Source organism: Neisseria mucosa (genome assembly GCF_003044445.1).
Classification (GTDB): Bacteria; Pseudomonadota; Gammaproteobacteria; order Burkholderiales; family Neisseriaceae; genus Neisseria; species Neisseria mucosa_A.
Genome location: NZ_POWX01000015.1, coordinates 53,180 through 71,876 on the forward strand (window position 1 = coordinate 53,180; position 18,697 = coordinate 71,876).

An 18,697-nucleotide genomic window follows, 5' to 3' on the forward strand; every position below is an offset into this window, starting at 1 on the left:
GTTTTTATTGCAAGCGTGATGGTGTTTATTGTTTAGACAACACCTGCCGTTTGCCGTATAAAAGGTCGTCTGAAACCTCAAGTAAAGACATAAACCTTTGTAAATATTCAATCATTTTATAGTGGATTAACTTTAAACCAGTACGGCGTTGCCTCGCCTTGCCGTACTATCTGTACTGTCTGCGGCTTCGTCGCCTTGTCCTGATTTAAATTTAATCCACTATATTCCTCGAAAGTCCGCCATGCTGACAATTACCACCTGCCTTGCCTACCCCGAACCGCCGTCCAACCTGCTGCCGTTGGCGGACGCGCTGACACGGGACGGCATCCCCACCACCTTCGCGCCTTGGCAAAACCGTCCGAAATCCGCCTTCATCCTGCCCTTGTGCGCATGGGATTATGCAGCGGAGCCTGAAGCGTTTGGGCAGTGGCTGACCGAAGCGCAAGCGTGCGGGCAAAGGTTTATCAATCCCGTCGGGCTGATGCGTTGGAACATGGACAAACGTTATTTGTGCGATTTGGCAGAATGGGGAGCGGACGTGATTCCGAGTGTGCAGACGTCGTCTGAAAAAGAAAAATTGGAAGAAATTTTAGAGAATCGGGGCTGGCGGGAAGCGGTCGTCAAACCCGTTATCGGGCAGAGCGGGCGCGGCGTGGCGAAAATCAGGGCGGGAGAAGTGTCGTTGAAGGCAGAGGATTATCCGCAAGGCGTCATCGTCCAGCCTTATATCCGCGAAATCGAAACGGCGGGCGAAACCTCGCTGGTGTTTTTTGACGGGCATTTCAGCCATGCCGTACTGCGTATGCCGCCCCAAGGCGAATGGCGCGCCAATTCCGCCTACGGAGTCGCCGTCAGCCCTGCCGCGCCGCCGGAAAAAGCAGTCGAAACCGCACGGCAGATATTGGCAATGCTGCCTGAAATACCGGCATACGCCCGCATAGACGGAACGCTGATCGGCGAAAGATTACTGCTCAACGAATTGGAACTGATCGAACCCGCCCTTTACCTGCATACCGCTGAAAACGCGGTTGCCCATATGGCGCAGGCGGTAAAGCGCGTTATCGCGAGCTGACGATAAAGAGTTTATGCCAAAAAGGTCATCTGAAAACAAAGGTAGCGGGTTTTCAGACGACCTTTTTTTAAAATCAGCAAACGAAATGAAGACCACGCATTATAAACGCGCGATAAAGCCGGGCAGCTCGGACAAATCGTTCAAGATTGCCAAATTCGGCCGCGTTGCCAGTTGCGCGGCGGTATGCGCGCCGGTCGGTACGGCAACGGCAGGGGCTTTCGCATTTGCCGCCATATCCAAATCGTGGGTCGTATCGCCGACAATCAAAGTTTGCGAAGGCTCCAGCCCCAATTCGGAACATAAGGCAAAAACCATATCGGGCGCGGGTTTGGACGCATATTCGCTTGCGCAGGCGGTTGCCATCCAAAAATCTGCCGTCCCCGTCTGCATAATAGAACGGTCCAAACCCGTACGCCCTTTGCCTGTCGCTACGGCAAGCCAAAAGCCTTGTTGTTTTAAAGTGTTCAAACAAGGAATGGCTTCGGGGAACAAGGTCATATTGTGATTGTTCGGATTCAGATAATGCGCGGCATAGGTTTCTGCCAATTCTTCGCGCAGGTGTTCGCCCGCATTAGGCGCAAGGCGGAAGATGATTTCGGGCAGGCTGTAACCGATTAAGGCGCGGATGACATCCGCATCGGGGGCTTTTAAGCCGCAGTCGGCAAAACTTTGTTGGAACGTACGGATAATCGGGCGAGTCGTATCGGCAAGCGTTCCGTCCCAGTCGAAAATAATCAGTTCAGGCTTCATCAGAAATCCTTTCAGACGACGTTATCGATATGATTGTATAGCGGATTTTAAGACGGTTCAAAACGGCATTTCCTTTGAAGATTTGTTTGGCCGGCAGGAAAATACGGCAGTTTCGGGTAAAATACGGCGGTTTGCCAATCATCCGAAAGAAACCCATGTATTCCCTAGCCCGCAGCCTGCTGTTCAAACTTGATGCCGAAAAAGCCCACCATTTCACCCTCGACGCGCTCAATAAAGTGTACAAACTCGGTTTGCTTCCGATTTCCGACAACCGTACCAAGCCTGTCAAACTCATGGGCATCACCCTGCCGAATCCGGTCGGGCTGGCTGCCGGACTCGATAAAAACGGCGAATACATAGACGCATTGGGCGCGCTCGGCTTCGGCTTCCTTGAAATCGGCACGGTAACGCCCAAACCGCAGCCCGGCAACCCGCAGCCGCGCCTCTTCCGCGTTCCCGAACACCAAGGCATCATCAACCGCATGGGCTTCAACAACCACGGTATTGACGCCATGATTCAAAACATCGAAAAAAGCCGTTATCAAGGCGTGTTGGGCATCAACATCGGCAAAAACGCCGTAACCCCCATCGAAAACGCCGCCGACGACTATTTAATCTGCCTCGAAAAAGCCTATGCACACGCAAGTTACATTACCGTCAATATTTCCTCTCCCAACACTAAAAACCTCCGCGCACTGCAAGGCGGCGACGAACTGAGCGCGCTACTCGAAGCCTTGAAAAACAAACAGGCGCAGCTTGCCGCCGCGCACGGAAAATACGTCCCGCTCGCCGTCAAAATCGCCCCCGATTTGGATGAAGCGCAAATCGAAGACATCGCCCACGTTGTCAAATCCGTCGAAATGGACGGCATCATCGCCACCAATACCACCATCGACAAATCAAGCCTCGGCAGCCATCCGCTCGCAGGCGAACAGGGCGGACTGAGCGGTCTGCCCGTACGCGAAAAAAGTAACCAAGTGCTGAAAATATTGGCGGAACACATCGACGGCAAGCTCCCGATTATCGGCGTAGGTGGCATTATGAACGGTAAAGACGCCGCCGAAAAAATCCGACTCGGCGCAACCGCCGTCCAAGTGTACAGCGGCATGATTTATAAAGGTCCGGCATTAGTGAAGGAATGTCTGGCTGCGTTGAAGTAAGCGCGATTTCCAATATGTTAGGAAATTAAAAGATGTTAGCAAAAATTAGTTTAATATACATATATCTTGGAGGATATGATGATTTTTGGAGATCCATATAAATTTGCTATTCAAATTGATTTTGTAGAAGATTGGTTTTTGGAATGGGGTGAAGACCTGAAAAATGATGGAGTATTTCATTATATAATTCAAGGTTATATATTGCCGACCGAATTGAAGTATCAATCAATCAGCATTCTAGATGCGGTAAATTCATTGAATGTAAAAATAGGCAGCCTGAATAAATTTAATGCTTCTACAATCTATAATCAAGATGCTCAATATATTTTGGAAAAATTAGAAAATATTTTGGAAAAGATCTTAAACGGAGATGAAACCTATGAGGAATATCAATTATATGATTCAACCTATTTAAATGTAGAAGAAAATATTTTTGATAAGCAAAATAGCTGGCTGGTATCAACCGACCATTCGGAAAAAATCATATTTAGAGATTATAAAGGAGAGATTCAGGAGGTTATATTGGAAAAAGGATATTGTATAGATATAATGGAAAAAGTAATCACTTGGGCAAGATCTTATTTTCAAAATGAAAAATGGATTTAATTATGGGCTGACGTAGATTAGCTGTAGAAACCAGTAGCGTTGTTTACAGTATTTCCAGGAGAGTATCGAAACATGAACATGCACCACCTCACCCTGCACCACCGCCAAGCCATTTACTGCGCACTTAAAGCCGCAAGTCGTTTGACAGTCCGGAACATCGGCAAAAGGAGTTGTGCCGCTTTGTTAATTTCTATAACACCGTGAAGCCGCACCGTAGTTTGAACGGCGATACGCCGTTTGAGGTCTTGCAGGCTTATTTCTCTTAACCTGTGGTGTAAACAGCGCGACGATTTTCTACATTTAAGGTTTTCAGACGACTTTTTGTGTGAACATAGATGAATAAAAGAATAGATGCGGGCGTGCAGATTCGCTTAACAACCGTTTTCAGTCGTTTCAATGAATATTGTATCGGCTGCTTATCAAGTTTTAAGGATAGGTAGATATATAAATAAAAAAGACCTTGTTTAAACAAGGTCTTTTTTATCTGGTGGAGGTAAGCGGGATCGAACCGCTGACCTCTTGCATGCCATGCAAGCGCTCTACCAACTGAGCTATACCCCCGAAATTTGGTGGCGAATCAGGGACTCGAACCCCGGACACAAGGATTATGATTCCTCTGCTCTAACCGACTGAGCTAATTCGCCGTTTCGTGAAGTCGCTATTATATGTTGTTTTGAGTTTTTGGCAAGTTTTATTTTGTGCTTTGTGTTTTGTTTTTGTTTTTTAATGGAATAAATCATGGGTGGGGTCGTCTGAAACTGTGTTTCAGACGACCTGTGTATTTGGAGGGATGGTTTGATGTGGGGGATTTCAAAGTTTGTGGCAGATGTCGCCAAAGCGGAAACCTGTCCAGTCTATGTCGATGTTTTTGCCAAAGGCGATGACTTTGAAGAGTTCGCCCATTTCGTGCTGGTCGGTCAGTTTTTGTACGGCAGTGCTGACACGGAGGTAGTCTGCTGTGCCTGGGGGAGTGGTTTGTGCCAGCAGGTCGGTAATGCCTAGGTTGAATAGGAAATGGGACTGAGGCAGGTAGCCGATGAGATCCAGTCCGCCGTCAGTACCCGCTTGGGCAATGTCGGTAAAGTTGACGTGAGCGGTCAGATCGGTCAGTCCGATATGGAAAAACGGATCGTGAACGGTGTGGTGGCGGTAGTGGGCGATGAGCGTGCCTTCGTCGCGTTGCGGGTGGTAATACTGGGTAGCGTCAAAACCGTAGTCGATAAATATCATGCCGCCGCGTGTGATTTTCTGTGCGAGGGTGAGAATAAAGGCGTATTGGGCGGGGTGTAGCTCGCTGGTGTAGGGGTGTTCGGTTTCGGGGAAGTAGGTGGCGGCTAAACGGAGGAGATCGGGTTGCTTCAAGGGTTGAGGGCTTTGTTCGAACTGTCCGTCGGGGGTGATGGAGATGCCGATGTGTTGAAAGGTGTTTTGAGTGCGGCGGATGATTTCAACAGGCATGGCATCGAGGACTTCGTTGCCGATGATGATGCCGTCGAAAGATTCGGACAGTTCGGTCAGGTGGATGACTTTTTGTGCCAGTTGCGGGGTGGTGTGTTCGGCGATGAATTGGCGTTGGCGTTCGGCAAGCTCGGGGGAAAGTTCGATGATGTAGTAATGCTTGAGGTCGTCTGAAAGGCTTTTCAATAAGGTGGCGGCGAGATGCCCTGTACCAGCGCCAAATTCATAGAGGTTGCCGGCGGTTTGCGGGAGTAGTTCGGCAAGTTGTCGGGCGAAGGTTTGTCCGAACAATGGAGTGAGGGAGGGGGCGGTAATGAAATCGCCGTCTGTGCCGATTTTATGGCTGCCTCCGGTGTAGTAACCGTATTCAGGTGTGTAGAGTGCAAGCTCCATGAATCGTGAGAAAGGAATCCAGTTATTTTGGGCTTTTATTTCCTGTGTGATGATTTCAAATAGTTTGGAACTTGAGGCTTGTGCGGCAGGGGAGGGGAGGGGGAGGTGTGCCTTCATAACTGTTAGATAATGTAAAATTTGTGAATTTATTTGTCTATTATAACGTGAACGGAAAAGGGGCGTTTTTTCATTTTTTTATACCATATATTGTGTTATGTTTTGGTTTTGAATACTACATATTGTGTTTTTAAAAACCAAATCGGGTAAAATGGGTGGTTCGGCTTGTGTGCTTGTTTGGTTAAAATACTGTTTTTTAATGATTTTGTTGTTGCATATGTACTGGGATTTTAGAGTAAGGCGATTTGACCGAGGCGTTAAAATTTTTTATAGTGTGGGCTAGTGGGGCGATGTGGGTAAAAGTGTCTGCATTGCCCAAAAAATTCCGATTTAAACCGATAGGACGAAATTGTGTTTGGTGGCGCTCACGAATTGAGTATTGACAGCAAAGGGCGGTTGGCAATTCCTGCCAAGTTCCGCGATATTTTGCTGCGCCATTATACGCCGTCGATTGTGGTTACTTTGGATTCCCGTGAAAAATTGTTGATGTATCCGGAAGCTGAATGGGCAAAGGTTGTCGAGCAGCTTTTGCGCCTGAAAACAGCGGGGAACCAGATGTTGCAGCGCTACCAAAATCTGCTGCTGCACAATGCGGATACGCTGGAATGGGATAGTGCCGGTCGTGTGCTGATTCCTGCCAATCTGCGCAAACGGGTGGATTTCGAAAAAGACGTTACCTTGGTCGGTCGTGCCAACCGTTTGGAATTGTGGGGCCGTGATCAATGGGAAGCTGAAATGACTCAGGCTTTGGATGACGATCCTGAAGAGTTGGCGTTCCAATTAAGTCAGACGGATTTGCAATTGTGAGTAATGCTGAATATCAACATATCACCGTTTTGTTAAACGAGGCGGTTGATGCTCTGGCGGTTCGTGAAGACGGTATTTATGTGGATGGGACGTTCGGCAGGGGAGGGCACTCCCGATTGATTTTGTCCCGTCTGGGCAGTCAAGGTCGTCTGATTGTGTTCGATAAAGACCCGCAAGCGATTGAGGCGGCGCAAAAGCTGGCTGAGCAGGATGGGCGCGTTACAGTAGTCCATGACGGGTTTTCAAGTTTTCAGACGACCCTGGATAAGCTGGGTATTGAAGAAATAGATGGTGCGTTGTTTGATTTGGGGATTTCGTCCCCGCAGATAGATGATGGCGCACGAGGTTTCAGTTTCCGTTTTGATGCACCTTTGGATATGCGTATGGATCCGACGCGCGGAATGTCTGCCGCAGAGTGGATTGCAACAGCATCGGAACAAGATTTGCACGAGGTTATCAAGAATTATGGTGAAGAGCGGTTTAGTCGCCAGATTGCGCGCGCCATTGTTGCGCAACGGACAGAAAGTCCGATCGATACAACCCGCAAGCTGGCGCAGCTCGTGGCGCAAAACGTCCGTACTCGTGAGCGGGGGCAAGACCCTGCGACGCGCACCTTCCAGGCAGTTCGCATCTTTATTAACCGCGAGCTCGAAGAGGTAGAGGCGGTTCTGCCGCAAGTGATGGGTCGTCTGAAACAGGGCGGGCGTTTGGCGGTGATCGCGTTCCATTCGCTTGAAGACCGCATCGTGAAACAATTCGTTAAAAAGTATTCGCAACATCCTCCTTTGCCTCGCTGGGCGGCGGTCAAAGAAGCAGATTTGCCTCTGCCGCCGTTAAAGGCGGTGGGAAAGGCGATAAAGCCGGGTGTTGAAGAAACCGCTTTCAACCCGCGGGCGCGCAGCGCAGTTTTACGAGTCGCGGAGCGGACGGGCGGTGAGATTACAGAATAAGCATTATGTGGGGCAGGTGTCCTCGGAACAAACAGATTGAGGTCGTCTGAAAATAATGAATAAATTAAATATCCTTTTGTTGGTCTTGGTATCGGTATCTGCTTTTGCGGTGGTCACTGTGCAAGACCAATCGCGTTTGCACTTCATCGCTTTGGATAAAGCGCAAAAGCAGGAAATCAAGCTTGATCAGGACTATGCACGCTTGAAATTGGATCAGGCGCGGCTTGCAAACCACAAGCTGATTAAGGTGGCGGCTGAGAAGCAACGCCTTAAACCGCCTAGTGCGGGCAATACTGTGATGGTGGAAAGAAAAAAATAATATTAATAATGATAAAGCCGGCAAATAGAGAAGATATTCGTCGGTATGCGGAACACGGGTTCGGCAAACATAATATATGAGAACTTTAAAATGTTGATTAAGAACGAATATAAGCCTCGGATGCTGCCTAAGGTTGAAAAAATCAAAAAACCTGTTACCAGCGACGGGCGTATCCGTATTGTTTTGGGGTGTATGGCTCTTGCTTTTACTGCATTGCTCGGGCGCGGCATCTATTTGCAAACCACGCAGCATGAATTTTTGAAAAATCAGGGCGATCAGCGTTTTGTCCGTACCCTGACTTTACCTGCGTCGCGCGGCATGATTACCGACCGTAACGGCGCGACTTTGGCGTTGAGTGCACCGACTGAATCCTTGTATGCCATGCCTTCCGGTATGGAAGAAATGCCGACTGCCGAACAGATGGCTAAGTTGGCGGCTATTGTTGAGCTGCCTGTTGAGGCGTTGCAGGAAAAATTGGCGAAAAAAGATAAAGATTTTATTTATCTGAAGCGTCAACTCAGCCAAGAAAAAGCAGAAGAAATTAAAGCTTTGGGCATTAAAGGCTTGGCATTCCAAAAAGAGCTGAAACGCCATTATCCGATGGGCAACCTGTTCGCACACGTTATCGGTTTCACCAATATCGACGGCAAAGGACAGGAAGGCTTGGAATTGTCACGAGAAGACAGTCTGCATGGTGCGGACGGTGCGAAAGTGGTTTTGCGCGACAATAAAGGCAATATCGTCGATAGTTTGGATTCTCCGCGCAACAGCGATCCGAAAAACGGGCAGGACATGGTTTTGTCTTTGGATCAACGTATTCAAACACTTGCCTATGATGAACTGAATAAAGCAGTGGCTTATCACAAAGCCAAAGCAGGTACGGTTGTGGTATTGGATGCGCAAACCGGCGAAATCTTGGCTTTGGTCAACAGCCCTGCCTATGATCCCAACCAACCGGGCAGCGCCGATAGCGAACAGCGCCGCAATCGAGCCGTTACCGATATGATTGAGCCGGGTTCTGCAATGAAGCCGTTTACGATTGCCAAAGCATTGGATTCCGGCAAAGTCGGTGTGGCTGATCGTTTTAACACTATGCCTTATAAAATCGGTCCCGCTACCGTGCGCGATACCCATGTGTATCCTACTTTGGATGTGCGCGGCATCATGCAAAAATCTTCCAACGTCGGTACCAGCAAACTGTCTGCAAAATTCACGCCTAAAGAAATGTATGATTTTTACCATGATTTGGGTGTGGGTGTGCGGATGCACTCTGGTTTCCCAGGTGAGACGGCTGGTCTTTTGAGAAGCTGGCGCAGATGGCAGCCGATTGAACAGGCAACCATGTCTTTCGGTTACGGCTTGCAATTGAGCCTGCTTCAATTGGCGCGTGCTTATACCATGTTGACACATGACGGCGAATTGTTGCCGGTCAGCTTCGAGAAACAGGCGGTTGCGCCCAAAGGCAAACGCGTCATTAAAGCTTCGACCGCGCGTGAAGTGCGTGATTTGATGGTTTCTGTAACCGAGCCCGGCGGTACGGGTACGGCGGGTGCGGTAGATGGTTTCGACGTCGGCGCGAAAACCGGTACGGCGCGTAAGTTGGTCAACGGACGTTACGTTGATAACAAACACGTGGCAACTTTCATCGGTTTTGCTCCTGCTAAAAATCCCCGCGTGATTGTGGCGGTAACCATCGACGAACCGACTGCCAATGGTTACTACGGCGGCGTAGTGGCAGGTCCGGTCTTCAAACAAGTCATGGGCGGCAGCCTGAATATCTTGGGCGTTTCCCCGACCAAGCCTCTGACCAATGTTGCAGCCGTCAAAACACCGTCTTAATCCGAGTATCAACGAGATTATTTTATGTTCAGCAAGTTAACCCCTTTAGCTGAAACCAACATTCCGCCTCTGCTGTGTGCAAACGCAGCAGGGCGTTTGTTGCATTCAGACAGCCGTCAAATTAAACAAGGTGATATTTTCGTTGCCTGTCAGGGCGAATATACGGACGGCCGCAGTTATATCCCCGCTGCCATTGCCAACGGCGCGGCTTTTGTTTTTTGGGACGACGACGGCAAATTTGCGTGGAATCCCGAATGGAAAGTCCCCAATCAAGGCATCAAAGATTTGAAACACCGTGCCGGCATGTTGGCGGCGCAAGTTTACGGCAACGTTTCAGACGACCTCAAAGTCTGGGGCGTAACCGGTACCAACGGCAAAACCTCCATCACACAATGGCTGGCACAAGCCGCCGATTTATTGGGCGAAAAAACCGCCATCATCGGCACGGTCGGCAACGGCTTTTGGGGCGCATTGGAAGAAACCACGCACACCACCCCCGCCCCCGTCGATGTCCAAACCCTGCTCTACCGTTTCCGTCAGCAAGGCGCAACAGCCGCCGCGATGGAAGTCTCCAGCCACGGCCTTGACCAATCGCGCGTCAACGGCGTGCCATTCCGCAGCGCAATCTTCACCAACCTCACCCGAGACCACCTCGACTACCACGGCACGATGGAAGCCTACGGCGCCATCAAGTCACGCCTGTTTTACTGGCACGGCTTGAAACACGCCGTCATCAATGTAGATGATGAATACGGCGCAGAACTCGTAGGTCGTCTGAAAAAAGACTGCCCTGATTTGGCCGTTTACGGCTACGGCTTCAGCGAACACGCCGACATCCGCATTGTTCATTTCACCGCTTCTTCAGACGGCATGGAAGCCGTATTCCAAACCCCGTGGGGCGAAGGCCGCTGCCGCACCCGCCTGCTCGGACGGTTCAACGCGCAAAACCTCGCCGCCTGCATCGCCTTGCTTTGTGCCAACGGTTATCCGCTTGATAAAGTATTGGATGTGCTGACAAAAATCCGTCCCGCCTCAGGCCGCATGGACTGCATCATGAACAGCGGCAAGCCCTTGGTCGTCGTCGATTACGCCCACACGCCAGACGCATTGGAAAAAGCACTCTCCACCTTGCAGGAAATCAAACCACAGGGTGCGGCTTTGTGGTGCGTATTCGGCTGCGGCGGCAACCGCGACCGCGGCAAACGCCCGCTGATGGGCGCGGCAGCCGTACAGGGCGCGGATAAAGTCGTCGTAACCAGCGATAACCCGCGCTTGGAAAATCCGCAAGACATCATCAACGACATCCTGCCTGCCGTGCCCGCGCCCGAATGTGTCGAAGCCGACCGCGCCGCCGCCATCCGTTACGCAGTCGACCGCGCCGCCGCAAACGACATTATCCTGATTGCCGGCAAAGGACACGAAAATTATCAGGACATGCAGGGTGTGAAGCATCATTTTTCTGATTTCGAAGTTGCAGAGAAAGCGTTGGCAGAACGAATATAAAATAGACAATACAAAGTTTTCAGACGACCTGAAGACCATCAAGGTCGTCTGAAAACGTTTATCCCCCACAATAAAAGCAACACAACCCACGCATTACGGCACGTCAGCCATTAAACCCATCACTGTTGTTTCGGAGGACCCCGATTTGGAATTTCAAAGGTCGTCTGAAAAACGAGGAGACCGATTTGATGCTGAAAATGCCGACAAAAACCCTTTTCATCAGTGCAGCCATGATTTTATTTGCGGGCTGTACCACCAAACAACTGCCACGCCCGAACGCCGAAATTGCCGAGCTGAGGGCGAAAGAACCGCCAACGGCGCAAAGCCTGCCCAATCCTGTTAAAGGCAAGCGTTTTGACGATACTTGGGGCGCGGCGCGCAGCCAGGGGCGCAGACATGAGGGCGTGGATATTTTCGCCAAGAAAAACACGCCGATACGCAGCACGACGCCCGGTATCGTAACCAAAATCGGGCGCAACCGATTGGGTGGCAAAGTCATCGGCATCCAAGGGCCGGGCGCATGGCACTACTATGCCCACCTCAACAAATTCGCCAGCGTCCGCCTGTATGAACGCGTGAAAGAAGGACAGGTCATCGGCTATGTCGGCAAAACAGGCAACGCCAAAACCACGCCGGCGCACCTGCATTACGGCGTTTATTTGCCAAACGGTGCGATCAATCCCTATCCGTTGATTAATCAGGATAAATAGGTCGTCTGAAAAAAGAGTGAAGAGATGAACGCAAAAAAACTGGTCAAGGCAACGAACATCATCGGTATGGTGGCAGTGACACTGCTGGTGTACTGGGTGTTCGCGCTGATATTGATTCAAGTTTTCGGACTCAAGGTGTTCCGCGAACACATTACAGAAATTTTCCTGATGAGTATTCTGGGAATTTTTGCTGTGATGGGCGGTACGCTGATGCTGAACATCATGTTGAATCTGACCCGTATTGCCGAGCGCGGGCAGGAGGAAGAAGTCCGTGGCGGTAGGAAAACCGTATATCTGCTGTTGGCGGTATTTCCTATTTTGGCGGCATTGTTGTTCGGCGGTAATTACCTGACTATTCAACAAAAACGCGACATTTTAATTCAATCGTCGGAACGCATCGTCAAAGACAATCCTGCTCAAATAGATGCGTTGATAGATTACCGTTTCGACTTGGCGTATATCAGAAAAACGTCGGAAATCTTGGATTTGATGGCTAAAGACGATTCATCTTTTAAGTCTGCCGTGATTATCGTGCCGGATAAGATTGACAACAAACCGGTTTATCTGGCTTTTTCAGCCGACTCCTCCCGTCTTACCCTGAGTGACGAAGCCGTGCCTGCCGCCAATCAGAATGCAGAAGGTAGCGATAATTTTGTCGTGAATCGAAATGGTGAGAAAGTAGCGGTCAAGAAAACCGACTATGTCTATTCCCCGGATTTGAAGGAGCGCGAATACCTGCAAAAAGTATTTGCCGGACAAACCCAGGAAATGCGCTATGAAGCGGAAGACGGTCATTACAGCCTCTGCCACCCTTACCGTAAAAACGGTAAAACCATCATCTTGTGTTTCTCCGATTATCAAGAGTATGGAAAAATCGGTAGTTGAGTGTGGGCAGGTCGTCTGAAAAATGAAAATAACCAATTGGTTTTCAAGTAAATTTCCAGATTATAAGAAACTGCCTAAAAGCGGCAAGTTTTTAGCATGGTTGACCTTGGTACAGGGCATAGCTTGGCTGGGATTGGCGTTGTCTGCTGCATGGAATGCGTTTAAATTCCGCGCGGTAGGTTTCCGTAGGATGATATACGTTTTTGCGCCATGCGTATTTCAGATAGCTTTTGCCAGCAGTATATTTTCTTTTTCTTTTTATTTGGACAGTGTACTGAAGTTGCAATTTCATTTCTCTGTCAACCATTTTGCTTTAGGCGTAAACTTTGCCGCTATTATTTTTATCGTGTTGGCAGTGCGCAACCTCCGCTATTTTAAAACGATTTCCCAAAATGAAAATGTGGACCCAAGCGCAGAGCCTCTCGAACAAGGACAAGATGTACAACCATGAAACCACTAGACCTAAACTTCATCTGCCAAACCCTCAACCTTACGACGCCGTCTGAAAACAAACCCGTGTCGCGCATCATAACCGACAGCCGCGACATCCGCGCGGGCGATGTGTTTTTCGCATTGGCGGGCGAGCGGTTTGACGCGCATGATTTTGTTGAAGACGTATTGGCTGCGGGTGCGGCGGCGGTTGTGGTTTCGCGCGAAGATTGCGCTGCAATGGATGGTGCGTTGAAAGTTGATGACACGCTTGCGGCATTGCAAACGCTGGCGAAGGCTTGGCGTGGGAATGTGAACCCGTTTGTGTTCGGCATTACCGGCTCGGGCGGCAAGACGACGGTGAAGGAAATGCTGGCTGCGGTATTGCGCCGCCGTTTCGGCGATGATGCCGTTTTGGCGACCGCGGGCAATTTCAACAACCATATCGGGCTGCCGTTGACTTTGTTGAAATTAAACGAAAAACACCGCTATGCCGTGATCGAAATGGGCATGAACCATTTCGGCGAACTGGCGGTTTTGACGCAAATCGCCAAGCCCGATGCCGCCTTGGTCAACAACGCCCTGCGCGCCCATGTCGGCTGCGGTTTTGACGGTACGCTCGATATTGCCAAGGCGAAAAGCGAGATTTATCAAGGTTTGGGCGAAGACGGATTGGCTTTGATTCCGTGCGAAGACGAACATGCCGTCGTGTTTCAGACGACCTCCCAAGATCATCAGCAGCGGACTTTCGGCATCGATAGCGGCGATGTCCACGCGGAAAATATCGTGCTGAAACCTTTGTCGTGCGAATTTGATTTGGTGTGCGGCGACGAGCGCGCCGCCGTGTTGCTGCCCGTTCCCGGTCGCCACAATGTCCACAACGCCGCCGCTGCCGCCGCGTTGGCTTTGGCGGCTGGTTTGAGTTTGAACGATGTGGCGGAAGGTTTGAAAGGTTTCAGCAACATCAAAGGTCGTCTGAACGTCAAAGCCGGCATCAAAGGCGCGACCCTGATTGACGATACTTACAACGCGAACCCCGACAGTATGAAAGCCGCGATTGACGTGTTGGCGCGTATGCCTGCGCCGCGTATTTTCGTGATGGGCGATATGGGCGAACTGGGCGAGGACGAAGCCGCCGCCATGCACGCCGAAGTCGGCGCGTACGCCCGCGACCAAGGCATTGAAGCGGCTTATTTTGTCGGCGACAACAGCGTCGAAGCGGCGGAAACATTTGGCGCGGACGGTTTGTGGTTCGCCGCCAAAGACCCTCTGATTCAAGTATTGAGCCACGATTTGCCCGAACGCGCCACCGTGTTGGTAAAAGGTTCGCGCTTTATGAAGATGGAAGAAGTGGTCGAGGCATTGACGAATAAAGAGGCCGTCTGAAAATGGGGCAGAAAAGAAAACGACCTATACTGTTGCAGTTTATCGTTTTAATGATAATAGTGGCAGCAGTTTTATGGCCTGCGGCAGTGTGGCTTTACATCGAAAATGTAGGATTTGAGACAATAAGGACAGCATACGAAATCACAAGTGGACGTTTACTTTGGTTTTGGTTAGGAAATTTTTATTTGCTTGTGCAAGTGATATTGATGCTGGTTACTGCTGTTGGACTATGGAGAGGTAAGGATTGGGCGCGTAGGTTGTGGCTATTTAGTTGCATTCTGTATATCGTTTACAATACAGTCAATTATTTAACTGTAAGTTGGGCAAGTTGGTTGTCATGGCCGGATGTTGTTATTCGTGCTGCAATTTGTTATAGCCTGTTTTGCTTACATCCCAAAGATTATTTTCAGACTCAAGAAAATAAAACTTGAAAAGGCCGTCAGAAATATGAAAAAGATTTTTCTATTGGCTGGTTTGCTGATTGCTACGTTTTATGCCGGAATGAAAGTACAGGCATTTATTTATGAAGATACCTGCTTGGATTTGGGCGGCGGCAAGAATCCGGGAAATTATCCGATTTGCGTGATTGAGAAAGACGCTAACGCCGCCGCTACTCAATAATGCTGCTATCTCTCTAAACAACGGATAACGGGTTTGTCAGAAACCTGCATAGAGAGTGAACTTCAGCAGGCGCTGACTGTCATAATCTGCTTGATAATCTACAAAGGTCGTCTGAAATTTTTTCAGACGACCCCAAAACCAAACTTTAAAACGGGCGATAAGCCCAATGTAACAACAAAAACAAAAGGAAGCCCCATGTTTTTATGGCTTGCACATTTCAGTAACTGGTTGTCCGGTCTGAATGTCTTTCAATACACCACATTCCGCGCCGTCATGGCGGCATTGACTGCTTTGGCGTTTTCCCTGCTGCTCGGCCCATGGACCATTCGTAAACTGACGCAATTAAAAGTCGGGCAGGCAGTGCGCACCGACGGGCCGCAAACCCACCTCATCAAAAACGGTACGCCGACGATGGGCGGCTCGCTGATTCTGACAGCCATCACCGTGTCCACAATCTTGTGGGGCAACTGGGCGAACCCGTATATTTGGATTCTTTTGGGCGTATTGCTCGCCACGGGCGCGCTCGGTTTTTACGACGACTGGCGCAAAGTCGTTTATAAAGACCCCAACGGCGTTTCTCCCAAATTCAAAATGGTGTGGCAGTCAAGCGTCGCCATCATCGCCGCGCTTGCCTTGTTTTACCTTGCTTCCAATAGCTCCAACAACATCCTCATCGTCCCCTTCTTCAAACAAGTCGCCTTGCCGCTGGGCGTAGTCGGCTTTGTCGTCCTGACCTATCTGACCATCGTCGGCACTTCCAACGCCGTCAACCTCACCGACGGTCTTGACGGACTTGCCGCCTTCCCCGTCGTCCTCGTCGCCGCCGGCCTCGCCATCTTCGCCTACGCCAGCGGACACTCGCAATTCGCCCAATACCTGCAACTGCCTTATGTCGCAGGCGCGAACGAAGTCGTGATTTTCTGTACCGCCATGTGCGGCGCGTGTCTTGGATTTTTGTGGTTCAACGCCTATCCTGCGCAAGTCTTCATGGGCGACGTCGGCGCGTTGGCATTGGGTGCGGCACTCGGTACCGTTGCCGTCATCGTCCGCCAAGAGTTCGTTCTCGTCATCATGGGCGGTCTGTTCGTCGTCGAAGCCGTGTCTGTCATGCTTCAGGTCGGCTGGTACAAGAAAACCAAAAAACGCATCTTCCTGATGGCGCCTATCCACCACCACTACGAACAAAAAGGCTGGAAAGAAACCCAAGTCGTCGTCCGCTTCTGGATTATCACCATCGTCTTGGTGCTAATCGGATTGAGTACGCTGAAAATCCGTTAACTATTCGGATCAATATCGAAAAGGTCGTCTGAAACAGATTTCAGACGACCTTTTTCTTTGTTTGAAAGAGAAACAGAAATCACAGGATTTGCTTTGAAGACTTGCAAAAGTATCTGTTTGAAACGATACGGTGATTGCTGTTCGGCTCTTTAGATTTAATCGGCGCTACTCCGCCCAAATTACCGTTTCCGACGCATCGCGGCGCGGTTTCGGGTTAATGTCGCGCACACGGTAGCCGAAGGTTGCGGCGACGGACAAGCCGTAATTTTCAGGATCGAGCAATCCGGCTTCGGCAAGGATTTTTTCCACTTCGGCATACTCTATGCCTTCGATGGCGCAAGAATCGATGCCGAGCATCGCCGCGCCGGTAAGCATATTGCCCAGCGCGATGTAGGTTTGCTTGCCTGCCCAGTCAAACAGGGCGCGTTCGTCGTTGGCGATGGGCATATCGTGGGTTTGGAAACGGCGGTAGCGTTCAAATGCGCCCGCCCTCTCTTCGGCGGTCAAACCGCGTCTGTCCATCAACTCTTCAAAAGCGGGGCTGTCGTAGCGGGCGTGTTTTCGTGCCAACAGGAAAACGACATGGCTGGCATCCGAAATGGAAGCCTGCATCCCCCAAGCGAAAGGTTTGATTTTTTCACGCAATGCCGCGTTCTGCACAACCACAAACTGCCACGGCTCACAGCCGACGGAGCTGGGCGAGAGCCGCCCGAAATCAAGGATGGCGGCAAAATCTTTGGCACTGATTTTGCGTGCAGGGTCGTAATAGCGGACGGAAACGCGCCGTTTGAAAATTTCGAGGGCTTGTTCGCGGGTCAGTATCATGATGATTCCTTTGATTGAGTATGGAAGGGGCTTCCTTTCGGACAATCAGAATGTTCAAACGTTCGCAAAGATTGCAACACCAGCGGCAGCGAAACCGTTTGACGGTTGTGTGCAGAAAGGTAGGCGGCATTAATCAGCTCCAGCGATTTTAAGCCTTCTCGCCCGCCGACAACAGGCTCGGCTTTGCCGCGCAACACATCGACAACATTCCGATAATACAGCGGATGCCCGAAACCGTACACCGACGTGGTTTCGTAATTGGCGGTTTTGACCTGTTCGTCGTAATTGCGCTCGTCGGCAAAGTTCCATTCCTGAATTTCATTCACCGCCATGCCGCCGATGCGCACCGTGCCGGTTTCGCCCAAAATGGTAATCGAGCCTTCGAGGTTTTTCGGATAAGTGCACATGGTCACTGCCATCGAACCGAGCGTGCCGTCGCGCCAACGGAGGTTCATCACGCCCGTGTCTTCGGCTTCAATTTTGCGGTGGGTTGCAATCATCGCCTGCACTTCCGCTACCGGGCCGATAAGCCATTCCATCAAATCGACGTAGTGGCTTGCCTGATTCATGAACGCGCCGCCGTCCAGCTTCCAAGTGCCGCGCCAACCGCCTCCTTGATCGTAATACGACTGCGGACGTGTCCAAAAAACATTCAAATGCACCATATAGATTTTGCCGAAGCGTTGCTCCGTGACCGCGCGTTTGAGCAGTTGCAGCGTGGCGTTCAGGCGGTTTTGTTTCACGACAAACAAGCGTTTGCCCGCTTTGTCAGCGGCTTGAACCATGCGTTCGCCGTCCGTAAAGCAGGTTGCCATCGGCTTTTCGGTGACGACGTGAAAACCGGCCTCCAACGCCTCAACAGCCTGCTCGGGATGCAAGCCGGACGGCGTGGTGATGACGATTACGTCGGCATCGGTTTCCGCCAGCATTTCCGTATAGCGGGCATAACCTTTTGCTCCGGTGCGCTTGATCGCCGCCTCAAGCGCGGCAGGATCGATGTCGCACACGGCAACGAGTTCGCAATCTTCTTGCAATACTTCAAACGAGCCGAAATGATTGTTGGAAATACGGCCGCAACCGACTAAGGCGAATTTGATTTTGCGATCGGAGATAAATTCAGACATTTTCAGACGATGTAACAGAAAAAACGAGGGTAAATTATAGTGAAATTTTTGTGAAACGGTATAGATGGAAAAGTGCAAAGAGGCCTTCTGAAAATCTGATTTTGACTTTTCAGACGACCTTTTGTGTTAGGTTTGTCTCTCTTAGCGTGTTTGTCGACGTAAGTAACAAAATGGAGGCTAAAAATCCCCGCAATCCTTATCCTATAAGGCTTTAAAAGAGGTCAAAGGCTTTGAATACAAAAAATGCCCTTTTTGCGACTCAAAACAAGTCAAAAGGAACGGCTGCCGAAACGGCAAACAACGCTACAAATGCCATGCTTGCGGCAGACAGTTTGATGGCGGCAGACGGCTTAATCCGCAGGAAATATGGCAGGCATACAGCGAAGGCAAACAGACCGCCGCACAGCTTGCCAAAACTTACGGATGCAGTCGGCAGACTATTCTGAGGCATCTCAAAAAAGTTCA

20 protein-coding genes, 2 tRNA genes and 1 pseudogene are annotated in these 18,697 nt (G+C 50.2%); 17 read left to right on the plus strand and 6 right to left on the minus strand.

The genetic code is table 11. The features are described from left to right. Positions 1-241: 241 nt before the first annotated feature. Positions 242-1,072, plus strand: a complete 831-nt coding sequence (locus tag DBY90_RS09190; protein WP_070492445.1) for an ATP-grasp domain-containing protein — start codon at positions 242-244, stop codon at positions 1,070-1,072. A gap of 99 nt (positions 1,073-1,171) precedes the next feature. Here the strand turns inward: DBY90_RS09190 and DBY90_RS09195 are convergent, their stop codons facing one another. After that, entirely contained in the window at positions 1,172-1,825 is a 654-nt protein-coding gene (locus DBY90_RS09195; RefSeq protein ID WP_176621473.1) for an HAD-IA family hydrolase, read from the minus strand. A 152-nt stretch (positions 1,826-1,977) separates the two neighbouring features. Between DBY90_RS09195 and DBY90_RS09200 the strand changes: the two genes are divergently transcribed. The 3 genes and pseudogenes from DBY90_RS09200 to DBY90_RS09210 all read left to right on the plus strand — a co-directional run. Further along, entirely contained in the window at positions 1,978-2,982 is a 1,005-nt protein-coding gene (locus tag DBY90_RS09200) for a quinone-dependent dihydroorotate dehydrogenase (protein WP_070860513.1), read from the plus strand. A gap of 78 nt (positions 2,983-3,060) precedes the next feature. Next, entirely contained in the window at positions 3,061-3,588 is a 528-nt protein-coding gene (locus DBY90_RS09205; protein ID WP_234405127.1) for an Imm42 family immunity protein, read from the plus strand. Between the two features lie 131 nt (positions 3,589-3,719). Continuing rightward, positions 3,720-3,892, plus strand: a pseudogene (locus DBY90_RS09210) (integrase core domain-containing protein); the annotation flags it as partial. Positions 3,893-4,073: 181 nt separating this feature from the next. On the opposite strand, the gene DBY90_RS09215 reads toward DBY90_RS09210, so the two are convergent. The 3 genes from DBY90_RS09215 to DBY90_RS09225 form a co-directional block, all read right to left on the minus strand. Continuing rightward, positions 4,074-4,149 (minus strand) — tRNA-Ala (locus DBY90_RS09215). A gap of 6 nt (positions 4,150-4,155) precedes the next feature. Then, positions 4,156-4,232: transfer RNA gene (locus tag DBY90_RS09220), tRNA-Met, on the minus strand. A gap of 166 nt (positions 4,233-4,398) precedes the next feature. Beyond that, complete coding sequence (locus DBY90_RS09225; protein WP_070492449.1) at positions 4,399-5,556, minus strand: class I SAM-dependent methyltransferase; 1,158 nt, start codon at positions 5,554-5,556, stop codon at positions 4,399-4,401. A gap of 351 nt (positions 5,557-5,907) precedes the next feature. Between DBY90_RS09225 and mraZ the strand changes: the two genes are divergently transcribed. From mraZ to mraY, 12 genes are all read left to right on the plus strand, one after another. Then, on the plus strand, positions 5,908-6,363 hold the full coding sequence (gene mraZ / locus DBY90_RS09230; RefSeq protein WP_016687214.1) for a division/cell wall cluster transcriptional repressor MraZ: 456 nt from the start codon (positions 5,908-5,910) through the stop codon (positions 6,361-6,363). Next, complete coding sequence (rsmH, locus tag DBY90_RS09235) at positions 6,360-7,313, plus strand: 16S rRNA (cytosine(1402)-N(4))-methyltransferase RsmH (protein ID WP_107987064.1); 954 nt, start codon at positions 6,360-6,362, stop codon at positions 7,311-7,313. Before mraZ ends, rsmH begins: the two co-directional genes overlap by 4 nt. Before the next feature lie 55 nt (positions 7,314-7,368). Further along, positions 7,369-7,632 carry a cell division protein FtsL gene (ftsL, locus tag DBY90_RS09240; protein WP_003743297.1) on the plus strand — a complete coding sequence of 88 codons (264 nt, stop codon included), beginning with the start codon at positions 7,369-7,371 and terminating at the stop codon, positions 7,630-7,632. A 90-nt stretch (positions 7,633-7,722) separates the two neighbouring features. Continuing rightward, a complete protein-coding gene (locus DBY90_RS09245; protein WP_070492451.1) occupies positions 7,723-9,471 on the plus strand; it encodes a peptidoglycan D,D-transpeptidase FtsI family protein in 1,749 nt (582 codons plus the stop codon). A 24-nt stretch (positions 9,472-9,495) separates the two neighbouring features. Continuing rightward, positions 9,496-10,974: a UDP-N-acetylmuramoyl-L-alanyl-D-glutamate--2,6-diaminopimelate ligase gene (locus tag DBY90_RS09250; protein ID WP_070679443.1), complete on the plus strand. Its 1,479-nt coding sequence runs from the start codon at positions 9,496-9,498 to the stop codon at positions 10,972-10,974. Between the two features lie 188 nt (positions 10,975-11,162). Next, positions 11,163-11,684: a M23 family metallopeptidase gene (locus DBY90_RS09255; RefSeq protein WP_107987066.1), complete on the plus strand. Its 522-nt coding sequence runs from the start codon at positions 11,163-11,165 to the stop codon at positions 11,682-11,684. Positions 11,685-11,708: 24 nt separating this feature from the next. Further along, entirely contained in the window at positions 11,709-12,569 is an 861-nt protein-coding gene (locus DBY90_RS09260; protein ID WP_070492454.1) for a peptidase, read from the plus strand. A 22-nt stretch (positions 12,570-12,591) separates the two neighbouring features. Beyond that, a complete protein-coding gene (locus tag DBY90_RS09265) occupies positions 12,592-13,020 on the plus strand; it encodes a hypothetical protein (RefSeq protein WP_083286726.1) in 429 nt (142 codons plus the stop codon). After that, positions 13,017-14,384, plus strand: a complete 1,368-nt coding sequence (locus tag DBY90_RS09270; protein WP_070492455.1) for a UDP-N-acetylmuramoyl-tripeptide--D-alanyl-D-alanine ligase — start codon at positions 13,017-13,019, stop codon at positions 14,382-14,384. The genes DBY90_RS09265 and DBY90_RS09270 overlap by 4 nt, the downstream gene beginning before the upstream one ends. A 2-nt stretch (positions 14,385-14,386) precedes the next feature. Continuing rightward, positions 14,387-14,815 (plus strand): hypothetical protein, encoded by a 429-nt coding sequence (locus DBY90_RS09275; protein WP_039856060.1) that lies wholly within the window; start codon positions 14,387-14,389, stop codon positions 14,813-14,815. Between the two features lie 16 nt (positions 14,816-14,831). Beyond that, complete coding sequence (locus tag DBY90_RS13185; protein WP_100066885.1) at positions 14,832-15,005, plus strand: hypothetical protein; 174 nt, start codon at positions 14,832-14,834, stop codon at positions 15,003-15,005. A gap of 195 nt (positions 15,006-15,200) precedes the next feature. Beyond that, positions 15,201-16,283 (plus strand): phospho-N-acetylmuramoyl-pentapeptide-transferase, encoded by a 1,083-nt coding sequence (gene mraY / locus DBY90_RS09285; RefSeq protein WP_070492456.1) that lies wholly within the window; start codon positions 15,201-15,203, stop codon positions 16,281-16,283. Positions 16,284-16,448: 165 nt separating this feature from the next. Here the strand turns inward: mraY and DBY90_RS09290 are convergent, their stop codons facing one another. Both DBY90_RS09290 and DBY90_RS09295 read right to left on the minus strand, forming a co-directional pair. Next, complete coding sequence (locus DBY90_RS09290; protein ID WP_070492457.1) at positions 16,449-17,108, minus strand: NAD(P)H-dependent oxidoreductase; 660 nt, start codon at positions 17,106-17,108, stop codon at positions 16,449-16,451. Then, positions 17,105-18,232, minus strand: a complete 1,128-nt coding sequence (locus DBY90_RS09295) for a Gfo/Idh/MocA family protein (protein WP_070492483.1) — start codon at positions 18,230-18,232, stop codon at positions 17,105-17,107. The genes DBY90_RS09290 and DBY90_RS09295 overlap by 4 nt, the downstream gene beginning before the upstream one ends. Positions 18,233-18,596: 364 nt before the next feature. On the opposite strand from DBY90_RS09295, the gene DBY90_RS09300 reads away from it, so the two are divergent. Continuing rightward, positions 18,597-18,697 (plus strand): helix-turn-helix domain-containing protein (locus DBY90_RS09300; RefSeq protein ID WP_185952201.1); only part of this gene is annotated, 101 nt, incomplete at its 3' end.

Excerpts from the sequence above, each read along its gene's own strand:
- DBY90_RS09190 (WP_070492445.1), top strand. The coding sequence starts at position 242 with ATGCTGACAATTACCACCTGCCTTGCCTACCCCGAACCGCCGTCCAAC.
- DBY90_RS09200 (WP_070860513.1), top strand. The coding sequence starts at position 1,978 with ATGTATTCCCTAGCCCGCAGCCTGCTGTTCAAACTTGATGCCGAAAAA.
- DBY90_RS09205 (WP_234405127.1), top strand. The coding sequence starts at position 3,061 with ATGATTTTTGGAGATCCATATAAATTTGCTATTCAAATTGATTTTGTA.
- DBY90_RS09225 (WP_070492449.1), bottom strand. The coding sequence starts at position 5,556 with ATGAAGGCACACCTCCCCCTCCCCTCCCCTGCCGCACAAGCCTCAAGT.
- ftsL (WP_003743297.1), top strand. The coding sequence starts at position 7,369 with ATGAATAAATTAAATATCCTTTTGTTGGTCTTGGTATCGGTATCTGCT.
- DBY90_RS09245 (WP_070492451.1), top strand. The coding sequence starts at position 7,723 with ATGTTGATTAAGAACGAATATAAGCCTCGGATGCTGCCTAAGGTTGAA.
- DBY90_RS09250 (WP_070679443.1), top strand. The coding sequence starts at position 9,496 with ATGTTCAGCAAGTTAACCCCTTTAGCTGAAACCAACATTCCGCCTCTG.
- DBY90_RS09255 (WP_107987066.1), top strand. The coding sequence starts at position 11,163 with ATGCTGAAAATGCCGACAAAAACCCTTTTCATCAGTGCAGCCATGATT.
- DBY90_RS09260 (WP_070492454.1), top strand. The coding sequence starts at position 11,709 with ATGAACGCAAAAAAACTGGTCAAGGCAACGAACATCATCGGTATGGTG.
- DBY90_RS09265 (WP_083286726.1), top strand. The coding sequence starts at position 12,592 with ATGAAAATAACCAATTGGTTTTCAAGTAAATTTCCAGATTATAAGAAA.
- DBY90_RS09270 (WP_070492455.1), top strand. The coding sequence starts at position 13,017 with ATGAAACCACTAGACCTAAACTTCATCTGCCAAACCCTCAACCTTACG.
- DBY90_RS09275 (WP_039856060.1), top strand. The coding sequence starts at position 14,387 with ATGGGGCAGAAAAGAAAACGACCTATACTGTTGCAGTTTATCGTTTTA.
- DBY90_RS13185 (WP_100066885.1), top strand. The coding sequence starts at position 14,832 with ATGAAAAAGATTTTTCTATTGGCTGGTTTGCTGATTGCTACGTTTTAT.
- mraY (WP_070492456.1), top strand. The coding sequence starts at position 15,201 with ATGTTTTTATGGCTTGCACATTTCAGTAACTGGTTGTCCGGTCTGAAT.
- DBY90_RS09290 (WP_070492457.1), bottom strand. The coding sequence starts at position 17,108 with ATGATACTGACCCGCGAACAAGCCCTCGAAATTTTCAAACGGCGCGTT.
- DBY90_RS09295 (WP_070492483.1), bottom strand. The coding sequence starts at position 18,232 with ATGTCTGAATTTATCTCCGATCGCAAAATCAAATTCGCCTTAGTCGGT.